The organism is Geodermatophilus sp. URMC 61 (assembly GCF_052931555.1).
The window spans coordinates 1,597,272-1,622,642 of the sequence record NZ_JBRFHZ010000002.1; the positions used below are offsets into that span (position 1 = coordinate 1,597,272).

Here is a 25,371-nt window from a genome sequence, read left to right on the forward strand (position 1 = left end):
AGGGCACTGCGGTCCGCTCCGACCCCGCGGCACCAGGGTGGGCACGGCGCCGCTGCGCGTGAAGGACCGGCAGGTGTTCCGGCGGCAGGAACACGTGGACGTACGCGTCGACCGGGCGGAGCGGCACGTCTGCGGGTCCATCGACCACCGTGGCAGCATGTCGACAGGAACCTCGCGCAGGCTGGGCGCAGGGTGCGATCGGGCCACCTCGACGGCGGCGGCCCCGGCGACCCGCGCCCACCTGCGGAGGCCTGCGAGCGGCGACCCACCGCGCGGTGGCAGCAGTCCGGCTCACGGCGCGGCGGCGATCGGGTCGGAGGACATCACGCAGGCCAGAGGCGTGGGCGTGTGCAGCGAGTCGCCCCTGGGCACCCCGCGGACACCGGCACCACCCCGTCCGGCAACTGCCATCAGCGGGCCGGGCGCCACATCGGCCGGAGCGGCGGGCCTCCAGGAGCCGCGACGGGCGCGGCGGCCACGGAACCGTGACGCTCCCAGAGGGCGCGGTTCCGTGGGCTGGTCGCCTCCCGGTAGGCCGAATGGCCGGAGCGGTCGGCACGCTGGAGGCCTCCGTGCTGCGCGTCCTGCCGATCGCTCCCGTGCCGGGCACCAGGCTGCCGGCCGGGGTGCGGCGCTCGCCGGCGCACGTGCGGTCGGCGGTGCTGGTCGCTGCGGCCGTGTTCGGTGGGCTGGGCTGCGCGACCCCGGCTTCCCTCGCCGGGACTCTGCTGACCGGCCCGGTGGCCTGGCGGATCCGCGGGGTCGCGCTGCCCACGGTCGCGGGCGTCATCAGCGTCGCCGTCCTCGGGCCGTGTGGTGAGCCGGCCGCGGTGGGCGCCCGAGCGTCCCTCGACGACCGCGCGGGCCGCCACGCTCATCGCGGCGGCCTTCCCCACGCTGCGCGGCCGGCCCGTGGAGCCGCTGGCGGAGGGCTGGGACAACACCGTCTTCCTCGTGGACGGCACCTGGGTCTTCCGCTTCCCGCGCCGGCAGCTCGCGGTGCCCGGCTTCCGGCGGGAACTCGCCGTCCTCCCCAGGATCGCCAGACGGCTCCCCCTCCTCGTTCCCGAGCCGGAGTTCGTGGCCGAGGACGACGACCCGGTGGACCCCTGGCCGTTCGCGGGTGCCCGCCTGCTGCCGGGACGGGAACTGGCCGACACCGGTCTGCCGGATGACCAACGACGGGCGGCGGCTGCGACGGTGGGTGCGTTCCTGCGGGTGCTGCACGCCGCCCCGACCCGGCAGGCCGTGCCGACGGGGCTGCCGCTGGACCCCATGGGCCGTGCGTGGCCGCGGGCCCGGATCGACGACACCCGAGCCCAACTGCGGCACCTCGTCGAGGAGGGCACGTGGGCCGGGGACACGGGCGTGGAGGCACTGCTCACCGAGGCCGAGCGGCTGGACGCCCCGGCCCGGCCACCGGTCCTCGTGCACGGTGACCTGCACGTGCGGCATCTCCTCCTCGACGACGGGGGCGGCGCGGTCGGCGTCATCGACTGGGGCGACGTGTGTCTGGCCGACCCCGCCGTCGACCTCGCCCTCGCCTACACCGGCTTCTCGGGGTCGGCTCGGGAGGACTTCCTCACCGCGTACGGGGAGGTGGACGCCGACCGGGAGCTGCGCGCCCGTGCCCTGGGCGTGCGGCTGAGCTCCTTCCTCGCCGCCTACGCCGCCGACGTCGGACGCCCCGCCCTGCTCACCGAAGCCCTCGCCGGCCTGCGCCGGGCGGTGGGCTGACCATCGGCAGCGCACTGCCCCGACGCTCAGGCCGGCCGGCGCGGACCAGCGCTCCACCGGCGACCCGGACCGCATCGCAGGGGGCGTCCGCGCCGCCCTGCTGCACGTCCCGTCGACGCCGCCGTTCCCGACCCGACCGTGTGCCACGGCCCGCTGACGACGACCCGGCCCGGGACGCCGCGGCCCACGTCCTCCGCTGTGGATCCTCCGTGGTGGATCGAGCGGCGCCCCGGTCGGCTATTCGCTCACGCCTCCCACGTGATCAGGACTTCCGCAGGTGATGTAGCGCGGCATCCGGTCCGCGCGGAGACGCCCGTCCGCGGTGAACACGCTCTGCTCGTACCGGCGGATGCGTGCCCGTTCCTCAGCGGTGAGGCGGCCCTTGGCCAGCCCCGGCCCGAGGTGCTCCGACTGGTAGGCGGTGTGGTCGTGAGCGGGGAGCACGATCAGCTCGGGCAGACGTGCTCTGAGCTCGGTGAGCCGACGGATGGAGGCATTGTGCTGCTCGACCCGCTTCCCGGCGCCGAATGCCTGGACGTCGCCGTTCGCCAGGTGGCGCAGCGTGTAGAGGCAGTCGCCGGCGATCAGCAGTCCGTGGTCGTCCAGGCGCACCACCACACAGCTGTGACCAGGCGTGTGGCCCGGTGTCGGCAGCAGCTTGACCACGCCGTCGGCCGTCAGGTCATGACTCGCGGGGAAGTTCTCGAACGGCCCGGAGTCAAAGTCGGCCAACGTCACGCTCCGCGCCGGCTGCAGGGAGGGCTCGTACACCATCGGGATGAACCCGAACAGTCTCCAGTCGCGGTTGTCCCACTCGTCGCGGCTGACCACGACCTCGGTCCCCGGCAGGTAGGCAAGTCCCCCGACGTGGTCCTCGTGGAGGTGGGTCAGCACCACTCGGGTGATGTCCTCGGGTCGGTGACCCAGCCGGGCGAGGACCGCGGGGAGTTCCTCGGAACGGTCCAGCCGGTATTCGTCCTCGTCGAAGAGGTAGTGCGCCATGCCCCGGTAGTAGTGGCCGTGCTCGTGGGCCTGGCGCCAGTTGATCCCGGTGTCGACGAGGATGAGCCCGTCATCCGGGTGCTCGACGAGGTACGCGTGGATGGGCACCACGATGAAGTGCCTCTTGTCCGTGGCGAACCGGTAGAAGGCCGAGAGCCCTCGCCAGCCCTCCAGACCGCCGTAGAACTGCCCGAAAGGCACCTTGGTCGCTCCCAGTCGCAACTGGTACACCGAGATCGGGCTGTGCGCGCCACTCATGTCGACCTCATCCCACGTGCCGATCGCGGATCGGCTCCCTGCTGGCGGGGCACGAGCGAGGGTCGGGACGTCGGACGGGGTCGCAGACCTCGGGGCCCGTCGCGGTGGGCCGTTGTACGACGGGCCTGCCGGGTGCGTGGGTGTCGCCGGTGACGAGGACGGTGGTCATGGTCCCTCCTGGCGAGCAGGGTCCGGGATCGCCGACGGCGCCGGTGCAGGCAGGGTGTGACGCCCCGCATGCGGCGTACGAGCGCGACTGTAGGGCGGGCACCAGCCCGCCGGACCCGGCTGCATCGCCGGCTCCGCCGGGCTCCCGGCGTGCGGACCCGGCTGGGCACGGTGGACGGCGGCCGTGGTCAGCAGCCGTCGTGCGCGGCTGCTGGTCCGGCCACGGCTCTGCGCGGGCGCCCGCACGCCGTCCCTGCTCTACGTTCCGGCTGTGCGTCGATCGGTGCTGCTCGAGACAGCGTCGCCTGTGGTCGGTGCGGCTGTGGTCGGCAATGCCTTCATCGGCCGGGACTCGTAGCGGTGGTTCCAGCACCTCCGGCGTCCTGCGCTGCAGCTGCCGATGGCAGCGTTCTACGCGGTCGGTGGTGCCTACTACCTGATCATGGGGGTGGTCGTCCACAGATCGGTGACCCGCGGGGACAGGCGTTCCTACCGCTCGGCCATGGCGGTCCTCGCGGCCAACGAGCTGTGGAACGCCACGTTCTTCGGTCGCCGCAGTACCAGGAACGGCTTCCTCGGCCTGCTGGCCTTCCTCTGCCCCCTGGGACTGCTGCAGATCTCGATCATCGAGGACCGGAGGTCCTCGCTCACCCTGGGTGCCTACACCGCCTACGTCATCGGCTACGACCTCCCGTGGACATACCGGCTCTGGCGCCTCAACCCGGCTCCAGCGGAGCGGTCGGCCGCCTCGCGGCCCATGCGGGGGTGCACGAGCCGGTAGACGGTGGGCGTGCTGGTGGCGCTGGTGTGCCCGAGGCGCGTGGGGACCGGACACCGCGGTGACCGTGATCGGAGCCCTCGACCCTGGAACCCGGAGGCGGGGTCCCCGAGGATGAGTTCGCGCCGGCCGCGGGCAGGACCCGGCTGCAGAGGGGACGGGCGAGGGCGATGGACGAACTGGTGCGCAGCGCGGTCCGCTGGGCCACCACCCACGGCGCGTTGCGGCTGGCGATCCGGGCACGTGCCCGCGCGGGCAACCCGGACGCCCAGGTCATGACCGACCCGGCACTCCGCGCGGACCCGTACCCGCACTACGAACGGCTGCGGACGGCGGCCCCCCTCGCCGACGGGGCGCTGGCCCGCGTCAGCGTCCACCACGACGTGTGCACCGACGTGCTGCGCAGCGAGGACTTCGGGCAGATCGGTGCCCACCGGACCGACCGGCTGCCGGCGGCGTTCCGGCTGGTGCTGCGGCTGGCCGGCGACCGGCCGGGGGTGAGCCCCATCGACCCGCCGTCGATGGTCGCCGTCGACCCGCCCGAGCACACCCGCTACCGCCGGCTGGTGAGCCGGGCGTTCAGCGCCCGGGCCGTCGCCGGGCTGCGCGAGCGCACCCGCCAGATCGCCGACGAGCTCCTCGACGACCTCGAGCGCGAGGCCGCGGCACACGACGGGCAGGTGGACCTCGTCGCCCGCTACGCGAGCCTGCTGCCGGTCACGGTGATCTCCGAGATGCTGGGTGTCCCGGTGGAGATGCGGGAGCAGTTCCTCGCCTGGGGCGACCGCGCCGCGCCGGTCCTGGACCTGGGCCTGGACTGGGCCACCCACCGCGACGTCGAGCGCACCCTCGCCGAGCTCGACGCCTGGTGGCGCGAGCACCTGCGGCGGCTGCGCCGGGACCCGGGCCCGGACCTGCTGTCGAGCCTGGTGACCACGGTCGACGACGACGGTGGCGGCCTCACCGAGACCGAGCTGCGGGCCACGGCCGCACTGGTCGTCGGCGCCGGGTTCGAGACCACCGTCAACCTCATCGGCAACGGCGCCGCCCTGCTGGTCGCCCACCCCGACCAGCGCCGGCTGCTGGCCGAGGACCCGTCGCTGTGGCCGAACGCGGCCGACGAGGTCCTCCGCGTCGACCCGCCCGTGCAGCGGACCGGACGTCGGGCCCGGCGGTCCACGACCGTCCACGGTGTCCCCGTCGCCGAGGGCGAGTGGCTGGTCCTCCTGCTCGCCGCGGCCAACCGGGACCCGCGGGTGTTCCCCGACCCGCACACCTTCGACGTCACGCGTGCCAACGCCCGCGACCACGTCGCCTTCTCCAGCGGCATCCACTTCTGCCTCGGGGCCGCGCTCGCGCGGATGGAGGGCGAGGTCGCGCTCCAGGCGCTCTTCGAGCGTTTCCCCGACCTCGGCCCCGCGGGCTCCGGGCGCCGCCGCGACACGGTCATCCTGCGTGGCCACGAGGCCCTGCCCGTCACCCTCAGGTCCACGACCTGGCGAGCCCGGTCCGCGTCTGGTGTGAGCCGGCCCGACCAGGAGCCGGTCGGGACGAGCTCCGCCTGACCCCGCGGCGGCGCGGCCACGGTCTCCCTCGTCCTCCGTGCCCGCCACCGAGTTCCACCTGCGGAGCTATCCGCTGCCCGACGGCGTGCGCGCCCACGCCGCGGCCGCGGAGGACGACGGCTGGGAGAGGCCCCGGTCGGCGATCCGTGGCGTCGGCGTCACCAGGTCGCCGGGCACCGCCGACAGCACCCTCTCGACGTAGTCCCGCACCGCGGCCTGCATCCCGACGTCCCGGCCGGCCGCCTCGGACAGGAACCACCGGTGCTCGAGGATCTCGTGGAAGATCTCGGCGGCGTCCAGCCGACTGCGCAGGTGCGCCGGGATGGCGGCGATCGTCGGCTGGTACACCTCGGTCAGCCAGCGGATGGCGGCCGCGGTCTCGGAGACCGGGCCGTCCTCCGCCTGTTCCAGTGCGGCCCGGTAGCTCGCGATGTCGGCGAGGAGACGGCGGGCCTGCTTCTCCTGCACGTCCAGCCCGGTCCGGGTGAACACGGCCCGCCGGCAGCTGCCGGGTTCGGCGACGCGGGTGGTGAGCCGCAGCCGGCTCCCGCCGGCCGGGTCCTCGACGAGCTCCATCTCGCCGACGTCGAACCCCAGGTCCTGGAGCCTGCGGATGCGCTCGGCGACGCGGAACTGCTGCTCGTCGCGGGGCATCACCTCCTCGCTGGTCAGCTCCGCCCACAGCTGTTCGTACCGTGCCACCAGGTCGGCCGCCGCGAGGGCCGGGTCGAGGTCCTGGGTCAGGGAGCCGCTCTCCCGCAGGTCCGTCAGCTCGCCGACGACCCGCGCATAGGCCACATCGGTGTCGTGGTCGCGCTGGCTCTGGGTGAGACGCTCGTGCACCTCCCCCGTCTCGGCGTCCACGAGATAGGCGGCCAGCGTCCCGGCGTCGAACCGGAACAGGGTGTTGGCCAGGGAGCAGTCGCCCCAGACGATGCCGGCGAGGTGGAGCCGGACCAACAGCTCGACCTGGGCGTTCATCACCCGGTCGATCAGCTGCCCCCCTCGCGGGTTGGCGAAGAGGGCGAGGAAGGACGATGAGTAGTCCAGGAAGCGGGTGACGAGCACGGCCTCCTGGGCACCGGGCCGGTCGACGACGACGCCGATGACCTCGACCGCCGGGATGCCGAGCTCGTGCAGTCGGCGCAGCACCTCGTACTCGCGGCGGGCGGGTCGTTCGGGCAGCTCCTTGAGCGCGAACACGCGTCCGGCCTCGGCCACGAACCGGACGACGTGGCGGGAGCGTCCGTGCTGCGGGATCTCGACGATCCGGTCGTCGGTCCACTGCGACAGCGGAGCGCCCCACGGCAGGGTCACCAGATCGGCCGCCGCCTCGGCAGGAGGGCTGAACACGAAGCGCATCCCGGACCTCCGGTCCTCGGACTCGGTTCTCCTGTGAGGCTAGCGCGCGGCAGTCCGGCTGCCGGGCGGTCAGGGTGGTGTGCGCAGACCCGCCCCGGTCCGCTCGGAGCTGCGCCCGGCGCCGACGACCGAGGCCGGCGGAACGGACGCCCGGCGATGCCTCGATCCGGCGCCGACCTCGTACGGCGCGGGCTGGTCGCCGACGCGGCGCTCACCGAGCAGGGGCGGCAGCGCGACGGCATCGAGCAGCAGACCGAGGCCGCACTCACGCGGGTCCTCGACGCGATCGGCCCCGCGCTGCCCACGCTCACCCGGCAGCTCGACGAGTGGTCGACGGCGATCGTCGCCGGCGGCGCGGCCCCGCCCGACGTCTACGAGCGGATCAGCGGCTGACCCGCGCGGCCTCCGGCGCCGCCACGCCGGAGAACGGCCGCGCGCCGGGGGTGGAGGCTGCGGACTGGCCCGGACCGTACGCCGGTCATCCGTCATCCGAACCGGGCACGGCTGTCGGACTGGTCACCGGTTCCGATCCAGCCACTCGAGGAGCACCTTCGACACGTGCTCGGGCTGGTCGGTCATCAGCACGTGGTTCGCGTTCGGGATCATCACGAGCTCGGCGCCGGGGATCCGGCCGGCGATGATGCGGCCGTTCTCCGGCGGGACGAGCGCATCCAGCTCCCCGTGTACGACCAGCGTCGGCGCGGTGATGCCCTCCATGCGGCCGTAGCCGTCCCATCGCGACGACCCGACCGCCTGCGCCAGGTAACCCTCGTTCGAGGCGGCGAGCGGGAACCGCACCGCCCAGTCCTCCTCGATGCGCTCGCGAGGTGTCTCGGGCGCGTAGTTGTAGGGGATGGAGGCCTCGGCCGCCTCCTGGGGCGTCATCTGGCCGCGCTGCGCCAGCATCGCCACCGCCTGGGGGTTCATGACGGCGTGCGCGATGCCCGGGTGTGTGGCGATCAGGCACAGCGAGCGGACCCGTTCCGGAGCGGTGAGCACGATCTCCTGGGCGATCAGGCCGCCCATCGAGAGGCCGACGACGTGGGCGGTGTCCACATCCGCGGCGTCCAACACGGCCAGGGAGTCCGCCGCCATGGTCTCGACCGTGTACGGCGCCCCAGGAACGTCACCGGTGCGGCCGGCACCCCGGTTGTCGATCCGGATGACCCGGTAGCTCTCGGCCAGAGCGGGCACCAGCCGGAACCACATCGCGGCCGGGTAGGCGAGCCCCATGAGCAGCAGGACGGCGGGAGCGTCCTCCGGCCCGTCGGACTCCCACGAGATGCGGGCCGTGTCAGGACGCTCGATGACCGGCACGGGTCGCTCCCTTCAACGTGAGGTCTCGCGGCCTGGAACGGAGTCGTAGCTCCTCACGTGCACCGCACCTCGGGATGTCAGGTCCGGGCCCGAGAACGACACCACACTCTCCGGAGACCGGGACCCAGTCCATTCTGTAGCAAGACCTCGGCGCCCTGTGCAGAAGTGTGCCTGTCCAGCGTGTCGCCCCTCGGACACCGCCTCACCCCGGTGTCCCTGCAGGTCAGGGGCCGGGGTGTTCTGCTGTCGGGGCTCTCGCGGCCCTCGTGATGCCCTCGTGATACTTCCGCGCTCCGCATCAGCCCTCGAGCAGCGCGGCGAACCGGTCGGCCGCCTGGCGGCCCATACCGGGGTGCACCTGCTGGCAGACGGTGGGCCTGGTGGTGGCGCTGGCGTGGCCCAGGCGCTCCGACACGACCTTCACCGGCACGCCGTCGGCCCGCAGCAGGGCGGCGTGGGTGTGCCGGAGGTCGTGCAGCCGGATCACCGGCGGTCGCTCCTCCCCCCAGCACCGTGCGCGCCGTGACGACCTGCCGGAGGAGCGTTCGGGGTGCCGGTGGCTGCCGTCGAGATCGCTGAGCAGGAGCGCCGCGTCCCGCACGAGGTCCGGCGCCAGCAGTCCACGGGCTGCCCGGTGGGCACGGAGCGCGGTCACGGTGCCCGCGTCGAGGTCGACGCCCCGGGATCGGCCAGTCCCGGTCGGCTCCTCGAGGAGGCGCTCGCCCGCGGCCTTGGCCTTCACCACGCCGACGCTGCGGCGCACCGCGAGCCGGCCGGCGTCCAGGTCGACGTCCCGCCAGCGCAGGGCCAGCGCCGCACCCTCGGCACATCCGCGGGCAGCCACCGCCTCCCCCGCCGGGCCGGCGGCTACCCGCTGCCGCGGCAGGCCCCTACACGACCACGTCGGTCAGGCTGTCCAGCGCGACGTACACCGGGGCGCCGTCCACCGACTCGTCGGCGGGGACCGACCGGGACAGCGGATCGGCGGCCACGTAGGCGGAGAGGTCGTAGCCGGTGGCGTCGGCGAGGTCGCGGATCGCGATCTGGAACGTCCGGTAGGCGCCGAGCTCGAAGCCCTCCTTCGCCTCGGTGCGGTCCCGCTTCTCGAGCAGTTCGCGGATGAGGTCCCCCTGGCTGAGCAGGTACGCGGTGGCGTGCAGTGTGCCGTCCGTGCCGGCCATGGCCACCAGCTTCCAGAACTCCCTCGGGGCGAGGACGCCGTCCTTGATCTCCGGGTCATCGTCGCGGTTCACCGGCCCGGTGAACACGCAGGCCCGGAAGCCGTGCGTGCGGGCGTTGTCCAGGATGTAGTTCTCCAGCCCCAACCACAGCTCCTTGCCCTGGTTCATCGTGGCGTGCTGGACGGCCGCGTTGGTGTAGTGGAACGTGTCGTCGTTGGCCTGGGCAGCGTCCGGGCCCCAGTTGGGGTCCTCGCGCCGGACCATGTGGCCGCGGTCGATCTCGGGGTCGTCGTAGTCGTCCCGCCCGAGCTGGACGTCGCGGCCCAGTCGGCCGTCGGTGAACCACTTGTCCTTGCCGCGCTTGATCCGAACCGGGTGTTCGCCGTCGATGTTGACCGCGGTCACGACCGGCTGCCGGCGACTGGTCGAGAACCGGACGCCGAAGTGGGTGTAGCGGAGCTGGAACGGGTCGGCCGCCGTCCCGTCGCTCGGGCGCGCGAGGTCGTCCAGGACGTGCGCCGGCAGGCCGGGCCACGGCGCGGCGAGCCCGTCCCCGAGGAAGTCGAGGTCGTACCCGCCCCGGCCGCGGAACCGGCCGGGTTCGGAGAAGCCATCCCGGGCCTCGATCTCGGCGCCCTGCGGCCGGCGAGGAACCGGGATCACCACCCGTTCCGCCCCGGCCAGCGCCCGCTTCAGGCTGCCGATGCCGACCGCGCTGTTCTCGACCCCGTAGACGCCGGCGTAGTGCAGGCCGACGACCCGCCGGCTGCGCAGGTCGATCAGCGGCGAGCCGGAGTTGCCACCCAGGCTGGTGCAGTCGTGCGTGAGCACGGTGCGCCCGGAGAGGGCCTGCATCACGAAGCCGGGCGCGCAACGCTTCACGTCGTAGAGGTCGTGGAAGTACCGCGCCTGGTCGTTGGCGTCGTTCCGGCTGTCGAAGGCGGGGTAGCCGATGAGTGCGACGACGTCCTCCTCCTGAGCCTCGTCATCGGCCAGGTCCAGTGGGTCGGGCAGACCGGCGCCGACGATCCGGAGCAGCGCGACGTCCGGCGCCGCGTCGTCGGCGAGGTAGAGGATCTCCCGCACGGCGACCGCGCGGGCGTCCTCGGGACGGGCCCCGACCTCTTCCTTGAAGTCGACGTTCATGCCGTAGAGCACACCGCTGGACGGTGAGCGGAGGAAGACGCCGCGGCCGGTCGCGGTCCGGCGGGCCACCAGCTTGGCCACGTGCCGGTTGGTGGCGACCACGCGCGCGTCGCCGTCGCCGTCGACCACCCACCCGGTGCCGCCCCAGGACATCCGGTGGTTGAGGAACTCCACCCGGCCCACCGACGGGATCCACGGGTGGATGCCGGTGATCAGCCCGCCGGTCTCGGGCGGGAAGTCGACGAGGTCCTGCAGCTCCACGGCGTCGTTGCGGATGAGCAGCGGTGGCCTGCCGACCCGCCGGACGATGGCCTCCAGCGCATCGATGCGCACGAGGCTCTCGAGCGGCTGGCGGTCGGTGGCGACCGCCTCGCGGGCCTCGTCCGGGATCACCGCTGCGGCGGCGTCGGGGACGTCCCCACGCACCACGGCGTCCCGGACGGCCTGCGCCAGCCGCGGCGACCGGGCGAGCCGGGTCCGGACGCCTTCGACGCGTTCGTCGATGGTCATGGTCATGTGCGAACTCCTGTCTCGGTGTTCCGGGCGACCCCAGCGGGACCGCAGGTGGGACGAAGGCGGCGGGAACCCCGCGGTCCAGCCGGACGCCCGCGACGGCAGCCGGGGCTCCGGGGGCACGGCCTCACGGGCAGCCCTCAGCGCTCTTCCCAGCCGCTCCTGGCGGCGTGCCGTCGAAGGAGGGCTCCGTCGTCAGTCGATGAGCGCCCGGGCAGCGCCGCCGTCCGGCGCCTGCAGGGATGACGCGGCTCGGCCTGGCCCGCTGCGAGGTCGGCATCACGGATCAGGTGTAGCGGCATGTGCGTCACCGCTCCGTCACAGCCGACGCTCGTGCAGCGACATCTGGACGAACCGATGTGAGAGGGACTGTCGAGGACCACGGCGCGCTGGGTGAAGCCGGGATCGGCGACCTCCCCGAGGCCGTCGCCGGCGCAGTCGTCGACCCCTGTACGGCCCGCTCGCCGAGGATCCCTACCCCGTGGACGAGCCGCTGCGCTTCCGACCGGAGGGGTACTGGTCCGCGCGACGGCACTCGGGCGGCTGGTGACGCACGAGTGACATCGGGGTGACGCGTCATGCGAAGCATGTGGGTGGTCGAGTTCGTCGGCCGCCGCGTGAGGTCGCGTCGATCAGGTCGCGTCGACGACCGAGGCGCGCGGCGGCGTCGAACGGACATGTTCCGCCGCCGAGACGCCCGATCGCACTGCCGCGTACCGCTCTGCAATGCCGTGGCGCACGTCAACAACCCGACCTGGCCACACGTGTAGCTGCGCAACAGCCGGCATTCGAGGGACGTGCGTCGGCTCGGAACGGATCACGGAACAGAAGGGATTCGGAACGCTATGGCATCGCCCAATCTGACCCGAGTTCAGGCGGAACAACGGGCCGCGTTGCTGGACGTGGCCGACTACGCCATCGAGGTCGACCTGACCGATGGCAACGGTGCGCCCGGCGAGGCGACCTACGCCACCACCACGACAGTCCGCTTCGCCTGTCGGGAACCCGGTGCCGGCTGCTGGATCGACTTCGTGGGCGCGGGCGTGCGGTCGGCGGTGCTCAACGGGAGAGAGCTGGATGTCTGCGGCTACCGCGAGGACGAGGGCATCGCCCTGCCCGCGCTCGCCGCGGACAACGAGCTGACGGTCGTCGCCACAGGGCGCTACACGAACACCGGCCAGGGCCTGCACCGCTTCGTCGATCCGGTCGACGGGAGCGTCTATCTGTACACGCAGTTCGAGACGGCCGACGCCAAGCGGTTGTTCACCTGCTTCGACCAGCCCGACCTCAAGGCCCGCTACACGCTCACGGTGCACGCGCCGGGGGATTGGCAGGTCGTGTCCAACACGGTGGCCGAGCGCACCTCCGACGGCCCCGGCGGGGCCGTCACCCACCACTTCGCCGCCAGCGAGATCATGAGCACCTACCTGGTGGCGCTGGTGGCCGGGCCGTACGCGCACTGGCACGACGAGTACGTCGACGACCGCCCCGACGGTACCGGGGCCAGCATTCCGCTGGGGCTCTACTGCCGCGCTTCGCTGGCTCGGCACATGGACGCCGAGCGGCTGTTCGCCGAGACCAAGCAGGGCTTCGGCTTCTTTCAGCACAACTTCGGAGTTCGGTATCCGTTCGGCAAGTACGATCAGCTGTTCGTTCCCCAGTTCAATGCCGGCGCGATGGAGAACGCCGGCGCGGTGACCTTCCTCGAGGACTACGTCTTCCGCTCTCGGGTCACCCGCGCCAGGTATGAGCGCCGCGCCGAGACCGTGCTGCACGAGATGGCGCACATGTGGTTCGGCGATCTGGTGACCATGCGCTGGTGGGACGATCTGTGGCTGAACGAGTCGTTCGCCACCTGGGCGAGCATCTTCTGCCAGGCCGAGGCGACCCAGTACACCCAGTCCTGGACGACCTTCGCGAACATCAGGAAGAGCCGCGCCTACCGGCAGGACCAGTTGCCGTCCACCCACCCCGTCGCGGCCGACATCCCCGATCTGGAAGCCGTCCGGGTCAACTTCGACAGCATCACCTACGACAAGGGCGCCAGCGTGCTCAAGCAGCTCGTCGCCTACGTCGGGCGGGAGCCGTTCCTGGCCGGACTGCGCGCCTACCTGACCGCGCACGCCTGGAGCAACGCCACCTTCGCCGACCTGCTCGCCGCGCTGCAGGCGGCGTCCGGGCGGGACCTGTCCGGCTGGGGCGCGCAGTGGCTGAAGACCACCGGGCTGAACATGCTCCGTCCGGCGTTCGAGCTCGACACCGCGGGCCGGTTCACGCGGTTCGAGGTGGTGCAGCGCGGAGCCCGGCCCGGCGCGGGCGAGCTGCGCACCCACCGGATCGCGGTCGGCATCTACGACGAGCGGGACGGCCGGATCGTGCGCACCCACCGCGTCGAGGTCGACGTCACCGGCGAGCGCACTTCGGTGCCGGCCCTGGTCGGCGTGCCGCGCGGCAAGCTGGTGCTGGTCAACGACGACGACCTGACCTACTGCGCGCTGCGCTTCGACCCAGCCTCACTCGCCACCGTGCTCGACCGCATCGGCGACATCTCCGATCCTCTGCCCCGCAGCCTGTGCTGGTCGGCGGTGTGGGAGATGACCCGCGAGGCCGAACTCAAGGCGCGGGACTTCACCGCGTTCATCGCCGCTGAGTTCGACACGGAGACCGACATCGGTGTGCTGCAGCGGCTGCTGCAGCAGGCGCAGACCGCGGTCAGCTCCTACGCCGATGAGCCGTGGGCGGCCGAGCGCGGCTGGCCGCTGCTGATCGACGCCCTGCTCTCCTGCCTCGACGTCGCACCTGCCGGCTCCGACCTCCAGCTGGCCGTGGTCACCGCGTTGACCGCGAGCGTGCTGCCGCCGCCGATCCTGGAGCGGATGCGCGGCTGGCTGGCCGGAGTCGAGGTGCCCGACGGCCTGACCGTCGACACCGACCTGCGGTGGCGGCTGCTGCACGCCCTCGTCGCGCACGGCACGGCCACCGAGGCCGACATCGACGCCGAGCTGACGCGCGACGACACCGACAGCGGTCGGCGGAACGCCGAGCAAGCCCGCGCCCTGATCCCGACACCCGAGGCCAAACAGCGCGCCTGGCAGCGCGCCGTCCACGACGACGACCTGCCCCGCGCCATCACCGTGGCCATCGTCAACGGGTTCAACCACCCCGCCCAGCGCTCTCTGCTGACCCCCTACGTCGAGAAGTACTTCGCCGAGATCGCCGACCTGTGGGCCCGACGCACCAGCGAGCAGGCCCAACCCGTGGTGACGGGCCTGTTCCCCTCGTGGGCCGTCGACAAGACCACCGCCGAGGCCGCCGACGCCTGGCTCGCCGACCAGTCACACCCCTGCAGCGCACCGCAGTGGAAACCGCTGTGCCGACTGGTGTCGGAGGGCCGAGCAGACCTCGTGCGCGCCCTGACCGCACGGGAGTTCGACCGCAGCTGACCAGTCCTGGATGACCGCAAGATCAGGCCGCGCAATGCTGACTACGCACGGCGAACCGTCCGACCTCGTGGCAGCGTTGCCGCCTCCCGGACTCAGCGACTGGAGGGAGCGGGCGCGCGGCGCACCTGGCCGATCGCCGCGCCACCGTCCACGACGAACTCCGATCCGGTGCAGAAGCTGGCCTCCTCGCTGGCGAGGAACACGACCATCCGCGCCACCTCCTCGGGCTCCCCCATGCGCGGGATCGGCTGGCCGGCGAGCACCTGGTCGCGCACGGCGGCCATGGCCGGGTTGGTCACCTCGGTCATCGGCGTCTGGATGATCCCCGGGTGCACCGAGTTGACGCGGATGCCGTCCCGGGCGAGCTCGAGCGCGGCGCTCTTGGTCAGGCCGCGCACACCCCACTTGCTCGCCGTGTACGCCGACTGCCCGGGTAGTCCCACCAGCCCGGACACGGAGGAGATGTTGACGATCGCCCCGCCGCCGGCACGACGGAGCGACGGGATCGCGGCGTGCATGCCGAGGAAGACCCCGGTGAGGTTGACGCCGAGCACCTCGTCCCAGCTCGTCGGATCCATGTCGGCGAGCGGGCCCCAGCGGACGATGCCGGCGTTGTTCACGAGCACGCTCACGGGCCCGAAGGCGGACTCTGCCACGGCGACCGCGTCGCGCCACTGGTCGGGGTCGGTCACGTCGAGGTGCACGAAGCGCGCTCGCTCCTCTCCCAGCTCGGTCACGACCTTGGCGCCCTCGTCATCGAGCAGATCCCCGATGACGACACGGCCGCCTTCCTCGACGACCGCGTGCGCGATGGCCGCGCCCATGCCGCGTGCGCCACCGCTCACGAAAGCCGTCCGACCGTCCAGCTTGCCCATGGTCCCCTCCTGGCAGGGCTGCGGGTCCGTACCCGCCGGGGCCCGGTGCTGCGGTCGGCCGGGCGGGTCTGTCCCGACAGTCTCGGCCCCCGGTGCCGCGCCCGAGAAGGTGTACCCGCGCCGGGTCACCGCAGGCCGGTGTCCGGACCCCACGGCGGCGAGGAGAACCGGGAGAGGCGTCTCTCGCTGTGGGCGCGTCACTACCGGTCGCCCGGAGGGACACACCCCGCATCCGCTTCCCGTAGACGTGACCTATCCCGCCATGGTCGTCCTCGTGGCGTTCGGCCGCTTCGGCCCCGAGTCCTCCACCGTCTGACGCGGTCCGGTCAGCCCCCCGATGCGAGGGCGTGCCCCTGAAGGTCACGAGCGCGATCAGGCCGACGGCAGCCAGGGGCGGCACGAACAGCCTCTTCCGGGGTACTCGCCTCGAACCGGACGGTCGCCGAACCCGTCCTCGATGAGATCCACCTCCCGAATCGGGTCAGAGGCACCCCGCACCGGTGGGACTCCCGTACAGTTGCGTCCGGTCGCTGTTGTGCCTCTGCTTCGTTCTCGAACGTCCGCAGTCGTCTCTGCCTGACGTTCCTCTCGGTCCTGCCGGTCGGTGCGGCGACCCGGGACCGGCGCCTGTCGGTCCTGACACCCCAGCACGGAGAAGAGAACGACATGGCTCAGGGCACTGTGAAGTGGTTCAACGCGGAGAAGGGCTTCGGCTTCATCGAGCAGGACGGCGGCGGCGCCGACGTCTTCTGCCACTTCTCGGCGATCACCGGCAGCGGGTACCGGTCGCTGGACGAGGCGCAGCGCGTCGAGTTCGACATCACCCAGGGCCAGAAGGGCCCCCAGGCGGAGAACGTCCGCGCGCTCTGAGCGGGGTGAGGAGGTACGGCGACACCGCGCCGTACCTCCTCTCCTGTCGCAGGGCCCGCCGGGCGCCGTCGGGAACCGGTCCAGCACGGACGGCCCCACCGGTCGGTGTCGGGGCGGGTGCGTGTGCGTCGTGTCGCCCCTCGGACACACTGCCGAGCCCCACGGTCAGCGACCGTGGGGCAGGAGCCCGGGGTGTTCTGCTGTCGGGGATCCTGAGGCCCTCGTGATACCCGCGTGATACTTCGCGCGCCGGATCAGCCCTCGAGCAGCGCCGCAATGCGGTCGGCGGCCTCGCGGCCCATGCCGGGGTGCACGTGCTGGTAGACGGTGAGCGTGATGCTGGCGCTCGCGTGGCCCAGGCGCTCGGAGACCACCTTCACCGGCACCCCCTCGGCCAGCAGCAGGGTGGCGTGCGTGTGGCGGAGGTCGAGCAGCCGGAGCGCCGGCAGCGGGTCCTCTCCAGTGCCTCCTCCCGGAGCGCCGACCTCGATGCCAGCCGGGTGGTCCGGACCAGCTTGCCAGCTCGAGGACCGGGTATCCCACCGGCATGCAGATCCCGAAGGCGATGGTGGTGGAACGGATCCGGACCGCGGGCGGCGCGGAGGCGGCCGACCGCGCCGACGCGGAACTGCCCGAGAAGGTCGACACCGACCGCGACGCCGAGCTGCTGCGCCGCTTCGAGCTCGACCCGGCGGAGCTCGCCGAGGGCCTGGGAGGACAGTCCCCGGCCGTCGGCTGAGGGGCGGTTCCGGCGCGTCCACGGCGCCGTGGACGCGCCGGAACAGTCCTAGAGCTGCCCCTGGAGGATCCGGACCACGTCGTTCGCGGCCTCCATGTGCAGCATGTGCCCCGCCTCGACGCGGCGGAGGTCGACCCCGTCCGGCACCGGCAGGATCCGGTCAGCAGCGCCCCAGACGATCGTGACGGGTACGTCGACGCCGTCGAGCAGCGCCCGGCAGTCGATCGCCTGGCGGTCGCCGTCGAGCAGGGTCTCGACCACTACCGACAGCGCCTTGTCGACGCCGTCGAGCCGCTTGTAGCGCAGCAGGTCGTCGACCAGTTGACGGGTCACCTGAGACTCGTCCGCGAACAGCCGGCCGAGCAGCGGCTTGAGCTCGCGCCGCGAGGTGGCTGCCGCGAACCCGCGCAGGTACTCCGCGTCGGCGTCCGGGGTGAACCCGGCAGGGGCCAGCAGCGTCAGCGACGCCACCTTCCCCGGTGCCGCCCGGGCCACCGCGGCGATGACCGCACCGCCGAGCGAGTGCCCCACGAGGTGCGCCCGGGAGATCCCGAGGGCGTCGAGGAACCCGACGACGGTGTCGGCGAGCATCTGCAGCGTCCCGTCACCCACGTCCTTGCTCGACGCGCCGTGCCCGGGCAGGTCCAGCGCGTGCACGGTGTGTGTCGCGGCGAGCGGCTGCTGCACGAACAGCCACGAGTTCTTGTCCCCGCCGTAGCCGTGCACGAGCACCACGGGGTCGCCTGCGGGTTCGTCGGGCGCCAGCGTGAGGTAGGAGATCGTCCGCCCGCCGACGTCGACCACCTGCGGCTGCGGCTCGTCACCCTGCTCCAGGACGCCCGATGCGACGGCCGCCCGGGCCTCCTCGACCACCGCGTCGATCTCCGTGTCCGGGACGTCGGCGGGGGCGATGACTGCGAGAACCGCGCCGATGGGCAGGGCCTCCCCAGGTTGGGCGACGATGCGCCGCAGCGGGCCCTCCTGAGCCGACTCAAGCGTCCCGGCGATCTTGTCGGTCTCGATGTCGACGAGGTCGTCCCCCTTCGCGACCGTGTCCCCCTCCGACACGAACCACTCGACGATCCTGCCGGTCTTCATCGAGAGGCCCCACTTGGGCATGGTCACGCGCTGGATGCGCTCGTCGGTCATCTCCTGTACTCCACGACGCTCTTGACCGCGTTGGCCACCCGCTGCGGGTCCGGGATGAACAGGTCCTCCAGCGAGTCAGCGAACGGAACGGGGGTGTGCGGGCCGGTGACCTGCTGGATCGGCGCCCGTAACGCGCCGAAGGCCTCCTGCGCGACCATCCCGGCGATGTCGCTGGCCAGCGAGCACCGCGGGTTGGACTCGTCGACCACGACGAGCCGCCCAGTGCTCTCCACCGATTCCAGGATGGTGTCGCTGTCGAGCGGGCTGGTGGTGCGCGGATCGATGATCTCGGCCTCGATGCCTGTCCCCGCGAGCTCCTCAGCCGCCTGCGACGCCACGTTCACCATGCGCCCGAACGCCACGATCGTGACGTCGCCGCCCTCACGCACGACATTCGCCTCGCCGAACGGGATGGTGTAGCTCTCCTCCGGCACCTCGCCCGCGACGTCGTAGAGCAGCTTGTGCTCGGCGAAGATCACCGGGTCGTCGTCACGGATGGACTGGATGAGCAGGCCCTTGGCGTCGTAGGGGTTCGAAGGTGCGACGACCTTGAGCCCCGGGACGTGGGTGAACACCGACAGCAGGCTCTGCGAGTGCTGCGCCGCCGCCCGCAGACCGGCTCCCCACATCGTGCGGACGACGACGGGGGTGCGGGCCTTGCCCCCGAACATGTACCGGAACTTCGCGGCCTGGTTGTAGATCTGGTCGAAGCAGACCCCCATGAAGTCGATGAACATCAGCTCGGCGACGGGGCGCATGCCACCGGTCGCCGCGCCGATCGCGGCGCCGATGAAGGCGGACTCCGAGATCGGGGTGTCGAGCACCCGGCCCGGGAACCGGTGGTACAGCCCCTTGGTGACACCGAGGACGCCGCCCCATGCGTCCTGCTCGCCGGGCGCCCCGGTGCCACCGGCGTTGTCCTCGCCCATCACGATGACGCGCTCGTCTCGCTCCATCTCCTGGGCCAGGGCCTCGTTGATCGCCTCGCGGTAGGTGATGCTCCGTGCCATGGTGCGGCTCCTCAGTACGTGACGTAGACGTCGGAGAGCAGGTCGTCCCGGCCGGGCTTCGGGGCGGCCTTGGCGGCCTCGACCGCGGCCTCGATCGCCGCGGCCACCTCGGCGTCGACCTGGTCGAGCTGGGCGTCGGTGAGCGTGCCGTCCTGGGTGACCCGCACACGGAAGCGCTTGAGGCAGTCGAGGTTCTCGCGGGCGTTGGCCACCTCGTCGGCCCGGTAGAGCTGCTGGTCGCCCTCGAAGTGCCCGAAGTAGCGGGTGAACTTGACCTCGATGAGCGTCGGACCGCCGCCCTCCCGGGCCCTGGCCACGGCCTCGCCTGCGGCCTCGTACACGGCGAAGAAGTCGAAGCCGTCGACGATCACCCCGGGCATGCCGAAGGCGCCTGCGCGGTCGGCGATGTCGTCGGTGGCCACCGACCACGTCGCAGACGTCGCCTCGGCGTAGCCGTTGTTCTCCGCGACGAAGATCGCCGGCAGGTTCCAGATGGTCGCGAGGTTCAGCGACTCGAGCGTGGTGCCCTGGTTCGAGGCACCGTCGCCGAAGAAGGCCACCGCGACGCCGCCGTCGCCCTTCATCTTCGAGGCGAGCGCGCGCCCGCAGATCAGCGGCGGGCCGCCACCGACGATGCCGTTGGCCCCGAGCATGCCCTTGGACAGGTCGGCGATGTGCATGGAGCCGCCCTTGCCGCGGCACGAGCCGGTGACCTTGCCGAAGATCTCCGCCATCATCGCGTTGACGTCGACGCCCTTGGCGATGCAGTGACCGTGCCCGCGGTGGGTGCTGGCGATCGCGTCGCGGTCGTCCAGGTGCGCGCAGACACCGGTGGCCGAGGCCTCCTCGCCCGCGTAGAGGTGCACGAACCCCGGGATGTCGCCGGTGGCGAACTCCTCGTGCACCCGCTCCTCGAAGTCACGGATCGTCCGCATGGTGCGGTAGGCCTGCAGGAGCCGGTCGGGCGTGAGCTCCAGCGAGCCGGCGGGGGTGGACAGGGTGCCTGTCATGACATCACGATCCCTCCGTCGATCATGACCGACTGTCCGGTCATGTAGTTCGAATCCGGTCCGGCGAGGTAGGACACGAAGGCCGCGACGTCCTCGGGCGTCTGCACACGGCCGAGCGTGATCAGTTGCGAGTACTGGGCGAGGGTCTCGCCGCGCTCGTTGCCGAGGTAGGAGCCCAGCTTCTCGTCGATGAGGTCCCACATGTCCGTGCCGACGATGCCCGGGCAGTACGCGTTGACGGTGATCCCGTGCTGCGCGAGTTCCTTGGCCGCGGCCTGTGTCAGCGCACGCACGGCGAACTTGGTGGCCGAGTAGTGGCCCAGGTAGGCGAAGCCGGAGTGAGCCGCGATCGACGCGGCGTTGATGATCTTCCCGCCGGTGCCTTGTGCGATCATCCGCTCGGCAGCAGCCTGCAGGCACCAGACCACGCCGAAGACGTTGACGTCGACGATGCGCGCCAGGTCATCGCGGGTGACCTCGAGGAGGGGCTTGACCTGCGCGATCCCCGCGTTCGCCACCATCACGTCGACGCTGCCGAGATCGCGCGCGGTGCGGTCGACCAACGCGAACACCGCCTCCCGATCGGTCACGTCGGCCGGTACGGCGATCGCGCTGCCTCCGGCTGCGGTGATCTCGTCGGCGACGCCCTCGGCGGTGGACTTGTCGACGTCGTTCACCGCGACGGCGTGCCCGTCGCGGGCCAGCCGCAGCGCGATCGCGCGCCCGATGCCGCGGCCGGCCCCGGTGACCACCGCGGTGGTCACCGCGTCACCTCGACGCGCAGCGGCGCCGCCCTCACGTCAGCGTCTCCTTCGGGGATACGAGGATCTTCACGTTTCCTCCTTGTCGTCGATGAGCTCTTGGAACCCCTCCGCCAACCGGTCGAGATCGATCCGGCCGGTGACGACCTGCTCGGCGTCGAACATGCGGTCGCGCAGCGGCCCCGAACCCCGCGGTCGCCATGCCCGGCCCCGAGCCACACCAGGCGCACCGGGGAGCAGCCCACCGCGAGCGGCTCGCCCTGGGCGCCGAGGTCGGCCGGCAGTGCGCCCGGTGGGTGCACCCAAGCGCGCGTCGCCCCCCGACGGAACCACCGGATGCCCGGCCCGCCCGACGGAGCCGAGCTGACAGCAGCCGGTCGGAACACCCCGCGGCGCCCTGGCGCTGCTGCTCTCATCGGACTTCCTGCGTCGCTGCATCGACGACGGACGGCTCGGGGGCTGGGCGGGCGACGAGCAGGTGTTGCCGTGCCGCGGCCGCGAGCACCTGCCGCACGTCCACCACCCGGGGGCCGTCCTGGGCGAGGGTGACGATGACCGGCGTGGTTGGTCCGAACTCGATCTCCCGCTCGCCGTCCACCGCGACCGTGCCGCGAGACAGCCCGACCACGTGCCGCTCCCCCACTCGCAACGGCACCGCCTCGCGCACCGCGACGGGGACGATGACACCGGGAGCGACAGGAGCGAGGACCGTCCGCCCCGAACCGAGTCGCACCACCACACCGTCCCGGTGGCACCGTCCAGCGGGGCGCAGCAGCCCAGCGATGCTGGACAGGCCGATCGCGTGCGGCTCAGCGAAGGCGCAGTAGACCTCGACCAGCGTCTCGACTTGCCATAGCGCCCGGGACCCGATGTGGGGAACGGTGGAGACGCCGGCGTCCACCAGTGCGATGTCGCGCGTAGGACCCGCCTCGATCCGCAGCACCTTGGCGCGGCGAGTGACCTCGTCTTCGTCGACACGGCCGGTCGCCAGCAGGCCGGCCGCGCTACCGGCCACTGTCGCCTCCAACATCTCCGGGAAGGCGTTGTTGGTGCCGGTCGACAGAGGCAGCAGCGCGACGTCACCGCTTTCGGCCGCGGCGGCCCGCACCGTGCCATCGCCTCCCAGCAGCACGATCACGCGGGCGCCGCGCTCGCGCATGTGTCGCACCAGCCGGCGCGTGTCGGCCGCCGTGCCGGTGATCGGGTCGAGCACCACGAACTCGAGCTCCGGCCACCGCCCGGCGCTCGCCCGGCGCTTGTCGCGGGCCCGCAGGACCCCGCCGGCAACGCCCATGGCGTCGGTGGAGATCAGCACCCGCTCGGCGCCCGTGGCGCCGGCGGCCGCCACGAGGCGAACGACCATGTTGGTCTTCTCGACGTTCGGGAACACCGACGCCTGGGCCACGAGACGCCGGATGTCGCGTCCGGACATCGGGTTGGCCACGATGCCCAGTACTGATCCCGGGACGACCGGTATTACCGCGCTCGCCCCATCGGCTGTGACGTGGCTCACATCGGCAGTCAACCCCGCTTTGCGCTCGGGCACGAGGGGCTGGAGGACGCTTCACGACTCTAGGGAGGAGGGTTTGCGGCATGGGCGGCGCCTCCCCCGCCGCGGCTGACCGGTGACGGGTGGTGGCACCGGTCGAGCTGTCGCCGCAGCGGCCTCCTCCAGGCAGCCACGTCCACCGCTCGGTGGTCCGGCTCCGCGGCGATCAGGTGGTGGAGGTCTGAGGTGCCGCACCGTCCCATCACCACGGGAGCGGCGACAGCAGTGTGCGTGCGTAGCGAGTCGCCATCGGACACCGCCCCACCCCGGTGTTCCCGCAGGGTCAGGATCTGCTGTCGGGGCTCCTGAGGCCCTCGTGACACCGCGTGATACTGCGCGCGCCGGATCAGCCCTCGAGCAGCGCCGCAATGCGGTCGGCGGCCTCGCGGCCCATGCCGGGGTGCACGTGCTGGTGAACGGTGAGCGTGATGCTGGCGCTCGCGTGGCCCAGGCGCTCGGAGACCACCTTCACCGGCACCCCCTCGGCCAGCAGCAGGGTGGCGTGCGTGTGGCGGAGGCCGTGCAGCCGGATCACCGGCAGTCCCCCCGCGCCTTGCGCGCCTGCTCAACCCGGCCGGCGAAACGGCGGCAGAGCCGCTCCGGGTGCCGTCGAGATTGCTGAGCACGAGCGCCGAGTCACGTACGAGGTCCAGCGCCAGCCGTCCGCGCGGCGCCCGGTAGGCGCGGAGCGCGGCCACGGTGCCCGCGTCGAGGTCGACGACCCGGGATCGGCCTGTCTTGGTCCGGCCCTCCATCCCGTGCCGCCGACCCCGGCGAGTGCCGGACCGTACGCGCGGCGGCCCCTCGCAACAACCGGTCGCCGACCGGCGGCCTCCGCCGACGGCGAGCCCTCGCCCGGTGGTGTCAGCAGGTAGCGGCTTCGCGGAGCGGACCGCGCCGACAGCATCCGCGGCAGGCGAGTTCGCCCAGACCTGACGGTCCGGCGGCAGGAGGCTTGGCGACGGTGGCAGCGATCGCGGATCTGCTTCCCGTCCAGGCTCGGCTCCGCTGGGATGTCCTGGAGTACTCGGTCGCGGCCGCTGCCGACCCCGCGAGCCGTGACCGCGCGTGCCACGAGTGGACGGAGGTGCGGGGCCATGGTCACCGTCCTGCTGACCGGGGGACGGACGGCGTATCGCCCGAACTCCGATCCCCGGCCCTCGTGCGCTCTCGCCGAAGCAACGCGTGGCGTCGTCCGGTGAGCGCTCGGAGGCAGCCCTCGGGCGCCGCCAGCGGTGCGGACCTGCCTCACGTCCGCCGAGACGTGGACCGGGCGGCGCTGCTGGGCACGGCCCTGGCTGCAGTCATAGCGCTCAGCTTCAGCGGCGAGGGCGCGTGGGACTGGCTGGGCGCAACGGCCGGGATCGCACTGCTCACGGTGCTGGCGGCGTTCTTCCGCCTGCCTGCGGGCAGGGGGTTCACACCGGGGCTCCGGGGCGAGCTCGCGGCTCTGTCGGTGGTGGCCGCGCTCGCGGCGACACTCGTCATCGCACCCCTCCTGCAGGCCGTTCTGGCCGCGATGACCGCCGCCGGGCACACATGCCGCGCCAGCGCGGCGGTAGCGGCCGGTGCGCTGGAGAGCGATGGATCCGCGCAGCGCGGCGCCGAACTGGCCGTCTCCAGAGGAGATGCCGGTGTGACGACCGCGACGGACGCCCTGTCGCGCGCCGCAGCGAACGAGCGGCGCACGGTCATGGGCGACTGCATCGGTGCGATGACCTCAGGCTGGCTGTGGGCGCCGGCCGCAGGCATGGCCGCGGCCGGCTACGCATGTGCGTGGTGGCTGGTGCGGCGACGGCATGCCCGCGCGCCTCGGGGCTGAGGCCACCACTGCACGAACCCGCGGATGCCGGAACAGGCCCGAGCCCGGGGATCGCGCCCCCGCTGTCAGTGCCCGGGCAGGTGGGCCTCCGGTCAGGGCCGTTCTTCCCGAATCCCCCGAAGTCCCGGAGCTCGCGGGAGCGCCTGCAGACGCCGCCGGCCCTCAGCCAAGGGGTCCACCATCGACTTCCCCGAGACAGTGGACAAGACCCGGGCCGCTGTGGAGCCTGCAGTGAGCCTTCCCCAGTAGCGGCGACGGAGCAGGTCAGAGGGACACGCCGACGGCGTGAGATGACCGGAGGAAGCGCAGGACCTCGGTGGGAGGGACGTCTTCTCACGGATGCCCCACACCGAGGTCCCTGCTGTGTCCGATCTTGTCACCTACACCGCCGTGCTCCCGGCCGACGAGGAGACCGTGCTGCTCGAGTCCCGGCTGCTGGCCGCCGAGCGGCGCCGACGAGGTACCCGAGGTCAGCGGCGGGTGCTGGGCTGCTATCGGCAGGCGGTGCTGGTGCTGCGCTCCTCGACGGCACCCGGCTGGCCCAGTTGGCCGTCGACCACCGGATCGGCCGGTCCACGGCCTACCCGGCATCTGCACGAGGGCATCGACGTGCTCGCGGTGGCCGCGCCCGGGCTGCTTGGTGCGCTGCCGGCCGCCCGCGCCGCCGGCCATGCGCACGTGACGGTGGACGGCACGCTGATCCGCACCGACCGCTGTTCCGCACCGGGTCCGGCCGTCCGGACCGATCGAACCGACGGGCGGGTAGATCTGTGGTGGTCGGGCAAGCATGCCTGCCACGGCGGCAACGGGCAGGTCGTCGCGGCCCCGGACGGCTGGCCGATCAGGACCTCGCCGGTGCGACCGGGTCGGGAGCACGACACCACCGCGCTGCGCGCCCACGCCGAGGCGCTGCCGCTGCTGGCCGAGTGGACCGACACCGCGCACCGTGGAACTGCGGCATGCGGCCACCCGTGACCCGGCTGAGCGCGGCAACGCCCTGCTCAAGACCACCTTCACGGCACTGCGCCGCGTCAGCCTCTGCCCCTGGCGCATGGCGCGATCACCGCCGCCGTCCTCGTTCTTCTTCACCACGAGCGCGGCCGGACCACATGATCA

Annotated in this window: 20 protein-coding genes and 2 pseudogenes; 9 read left to right on the plus strand and 13 right to left on the minus strand. The window is 72.4% G+C overall.

What is annotated here, in order from left to right:
- Positions 1 to 816 precede the first annotated feature (816 nt).
- Positions 817 to 1,737 carry a phosphotransferase gene (locus tag ACU610_RS07455; RefSeq protein ID WP_446767068.1) on the plus strand — a complete coding sequence of 307 codons (921 nt, stop codon included), beginning with the start codon at positions 817 to 819 and terminating at the stop codon, positions 1,735 to 1,737.
- 237 nt (positions 1,738 to 1,974) lie between these two features.
- Here ACU610_RS07455 and ACU610_RS07460 read toward each other — a convergent pair whose 3' ends face one another.
- Complete coding sequence (locus tag ACU610_RS07460; protein WP_446767069.1) at positions 1,975 to 2,997, minus strand: N-acyl homoserine lactonase family protein; 1,023 nt, start codon at positions 2,995 to 2,997, stop codon at positions 1,975 to 1,977.
- A gap of 538 nt (positions 2,998 to 3,535) precedes the next feature.
- Here ACU610_RS07460 and ACU610_RS07465 point away from each other — a divergent pair.
- Positions 3,536 to 3,946: pseudogene (locus ACU610_RS07465) on the plus strand (tryptophan-rich sensory protein); the annotation flags it as partial.
- A gap of 167 nt (positions 3,947 to 4,113) precedes the next feature.
- On the plus strand, positions 4,114 to 5,508 hold the full coding sequence (locus tag ACU610_RS07470; RefSeq protein WP_446767070.1) for a cytochrome P450: 1,395 nt from the start codon (positions 4,114 to 4,116) through the stop codon (positions 5,506 to 5,508).
- Positions 5,509 to 5,574: 66 nt separating this feature from the next.
- Here the strand turns inward: ACU610_RS07470 and ACU610_RS07475 are convergent, their stop codons facing one another.
- Positions 5,575 to 6,870: a DUF4032 domain-containing protein gene (locus ACU610_RS07475; RefSeq protein ID WP_446767071.1), complete on the minus strand. Its 1,296-nt coding sequence runs from the start codon at positions 6,868 to 6,870 to the stop codon at positions 5,575 to 5,577.
- A 33-nt stretch (positions 6,871 to 6,903) separates the two neighbouring features.
- Here ACU610_RS07475 and ACU610_RS07480 point away from each other — a divergent pair, with 33 nt between their 5' ends.
- Positions 6,904 to 7,263: a helix-turn-helix domain-containing protein gene (locus ACU610_RS07480; protein WP_446767072.1), complete on the plus strand. Its 360-nt coding sequence runs from the start codon at positions 6,904 to 6,906 to the stop codon at positions 7,261 to 7,263.
- 123 nt (positions 7,264 to 7,386) lie between these two features.
- On the opposite strand, the gene ACU610_RS07485 is transcribed toward ACU610_RS07480, so the two are convergent.
- The 3 genes from ACU610_RS07485 to ACU610_RS07495 all read right to left on the minus strand — a co-directional run bounded on the left by ACU610_RS07485 (position 7,387) and on the right by ACU610_RS07495 (position 11,030).
- The gene (locus ACU610_RS07485) at positions 7,387 to 8,187 is read right to left on the minus strand and encodes an alpha/beta fold hydrolase (protein ID WP_446767073.1); all 801 of its coding nucleotides are present in this window, start codon (positions 8,185 to 8,187) and stop codon (positions 7,387 to 7,389) included.
- A gap of 298 nt (positions 8,188 to 8,485) precedes the next feature.
- Positions 8,486 to 9,031 carry a tyrosine-type recombinase/integrase gene (locus ACU610_RS07490; RefSeq protein WP_446767074.1) on the minus strand — a complete coding sequence of 182 codons (546 nt, stop codon included), beginning with the start codon at positions 9,029 to 9,031 and terminating at the stop codon, positions 8,486 to 8,488.
- Between the two features lie 46 nt (positions 9,032 to 9,077).
- Positions 9,078 to 11,030 carry a DNA/RNA non-specific endonuclease gene (locus ACU610_RS07495; protein WP_446767075.1) on the minus strand — a complete coding sequence of 651 codons (1,953 nt, stop codon included), beginning with the start codon at positions 11,028 to 11,030 and terminating at the stop codon, positions 9,078 to 9,080.
- Between the two features lie 842 nt (positions 11,031 to 11,872).
- Here ACU610_RS07495 and pepN point away from each other — a divergent pair.
- On the plus strand, positions 11,873 to 14,470 hold the full coding sequence (gene pepN / locus ACU610_RS07500) for an aminopeptidase N (protein WP_446767076.1): 2,598 nt from the start codon (positions 11,873 to 11,875) through the stop codon (positions 14,468 to 14,470).
- Between the two features lie 92 nt (positions 14,471 to 14,562).
- Here pepN and ACU610_RS07505 read toward each other — a convergent pair whose 3' ends face one another.
- Positions 14,563 to 15,345: an SDR family NAD(P)-dependent oxidoreductase gene (locus ACU610_RS07505; protein WP_446767077.1), complete on the minus strand. Its 783-nt coding sequence runs from the start codon at positions 15,343 to 15,345 to the stop codon at positions 14,563 to 14,565.
- A gap of 666 nt (positions 15,346 to 16,011) precedes the next feature.
- On the opposite strand from ACU610_RS07505, the gene ACU610_RS07510 reads away from it, so the two are divergent.
- Positions 16,012 to 16,215: a cold-shock protein gene (locus tag ACU610_RS07510; RefSeq protein ID WP_446767078.1), complete on the plus strand. Its 204-nt coding sequence runs from the start codon at positions 16,012 to 16,014 to the stop codon at positions 16,213 to 16,215.
- A gap of 254 nt (positions 16,216 to 16,469) precedes the next feature.
- Here ACU610_RS07510 and ACU610_RS07515 read toward each other — a convergent pair whose 3' ends face one another.
- On the minus strand, positions 16,470 to 16,706 hold the full coding sequence (locus ACU610_RS07515) for a tyrosine-type recombinase/integrase (RefSeq protein ID WP_446770703.1): 237 nt from the start codon (positions 16,704 to 16,706) through the stop codon (positions 16,470 to 16,472).
- A 56-nt stretch (positions 16,707 to 16,762) separates the two neighbouring features.
- Here ACU610_RS07515 and ACU610_RS07520 point away from each other — a divergent pair, with 56 nt between their 5' ends.
- Positions 16,763 to 16,954, plus strand: a complete 192-nt coding sequence (locus tag ACU610_RS07520) for a hypothetical protein (RefSeq protein ID WP_446770770.1) — start codon at positions 16,763 to 16,765, stop codon at positions 16,952 to 16,954.
- Between the two features lie 48 nt (positions 16,955 to 17,002).
- Here the strand turns inward: ACU610_RS07520 and ACU610_RS07525 are convergent, their stop codons facing one another.
- From ACU610_RS07525 to ACU610_RS07550, 6 genes are all read right to left on the minus strand, one after another.
- Complete coding sequence (locus ACU610_RS07525; protein WP_446767079.1) at positions 17,003 to 18,103, minus strand: acetoin dehydrogenase dihydrolipoyllysine-residue acetyltransferase subunit; 1,101 nt, start codon at positions 18,101 to 18,103, stop codon at positions 17,003 to 17,005.
- The gene (locus ACU610_RS07530; protein WP_446767080.1) at positions 18,100 to 19,113 is read right to left on the minus strand and encodes an alpha-ketoacid dehydrogenase subunit beta; all 1,014 of its coding nucleotides are present in this window, start codon (positions 19,111 to 19,113) and stop codon (positions 18,100 to 18,102) included. Before ACU610_RS07530 ends, ACU610_RS07525 begins: the two co-directional genes overlap by 4 nt.
- Positions 19,114 to 19,124: 11 nt before the next feature.
- Positions 19,125 to 20,123, minus strand: a complete 999-nt coding sequence (locus tag ACU610_RS07535) for a thiamine pyrophosphate-dependent dehydrogenase E1 component subunit alpha (RefSeq protein ID WP_446767081.1) — start codon at positions 20,121 to 20,123, stop codon at positions 19,125 to 19,127.
- Positions 20,120 to 20,887, minus strand: coding sequence for an acetoin reductase (locus tag ACU610_RS07540; RefSeq protein ID WP_446767082.1), 768 nt, complete (start codon positions 20,885 to 20,887; stop codon positions 20,120 to 20,122). Before ACU610_RS07540 ends, ACU610_RS07535 begins: the two co-directional genes overlap by 4 nt.
- 409 nt (positions 20,888 to 21,296) lie before the next feature.
- Positions 21,297 to 22,430, minus strand: a complete 1,134-nt coding sequence (locus tag ACU610_RS07545) for an ATP-NAD kinase family protein (RefSeq protein ID WP_446767083.1) — start codon at positions 22,428 to 22,430, stop codon at positions 21,297 to 21,299.
- A 349-nt stretch (positions 22,431 to 22,779) separates the two neighbouring features.
- Entirely contained in the window at positions 22,780 to 22,968 is a 189-nt protein-coding gene (locus ACU610_RS07550; RefSeq protein WP_446767084.1) for a tyrosine-type recombinase/integrase, read from the minus strand.
- 729 nt (positions 22,969 to 23,697) lie between these two features.
- On the opposite strand from ACU610_RS07550, the gene ACU610_RS07555 reads away from it, so the two are divergent.
- Together ACU610_RS07555 and ACU610_RS07560 are read left to right on the plus strand one after the other, a co-directional pair.
- Positions 23,698 to 24,255 carry a hypothetical protein gene (locus tag ACU610_RS07555; protein ID WP_446767085.1) on the plus strand — a complete coding sequence of 186 codons (558 nt, stop codon included), beginning with the start codon at positions 23,698 to 23,700 and terminating at the stop codon, positions 24,253 to 24,255.
- Between the two features lie 339 nt (positions 24,256 to 24,594).
- Positions 24,595 to 25,368: pseudogene (locus tag ACU610_RS07560) on the plus strand (transposase family protein).
- The last annotated feature ends 3 nt before the right edge of the window (positions 25,369 to 25,371 follow it).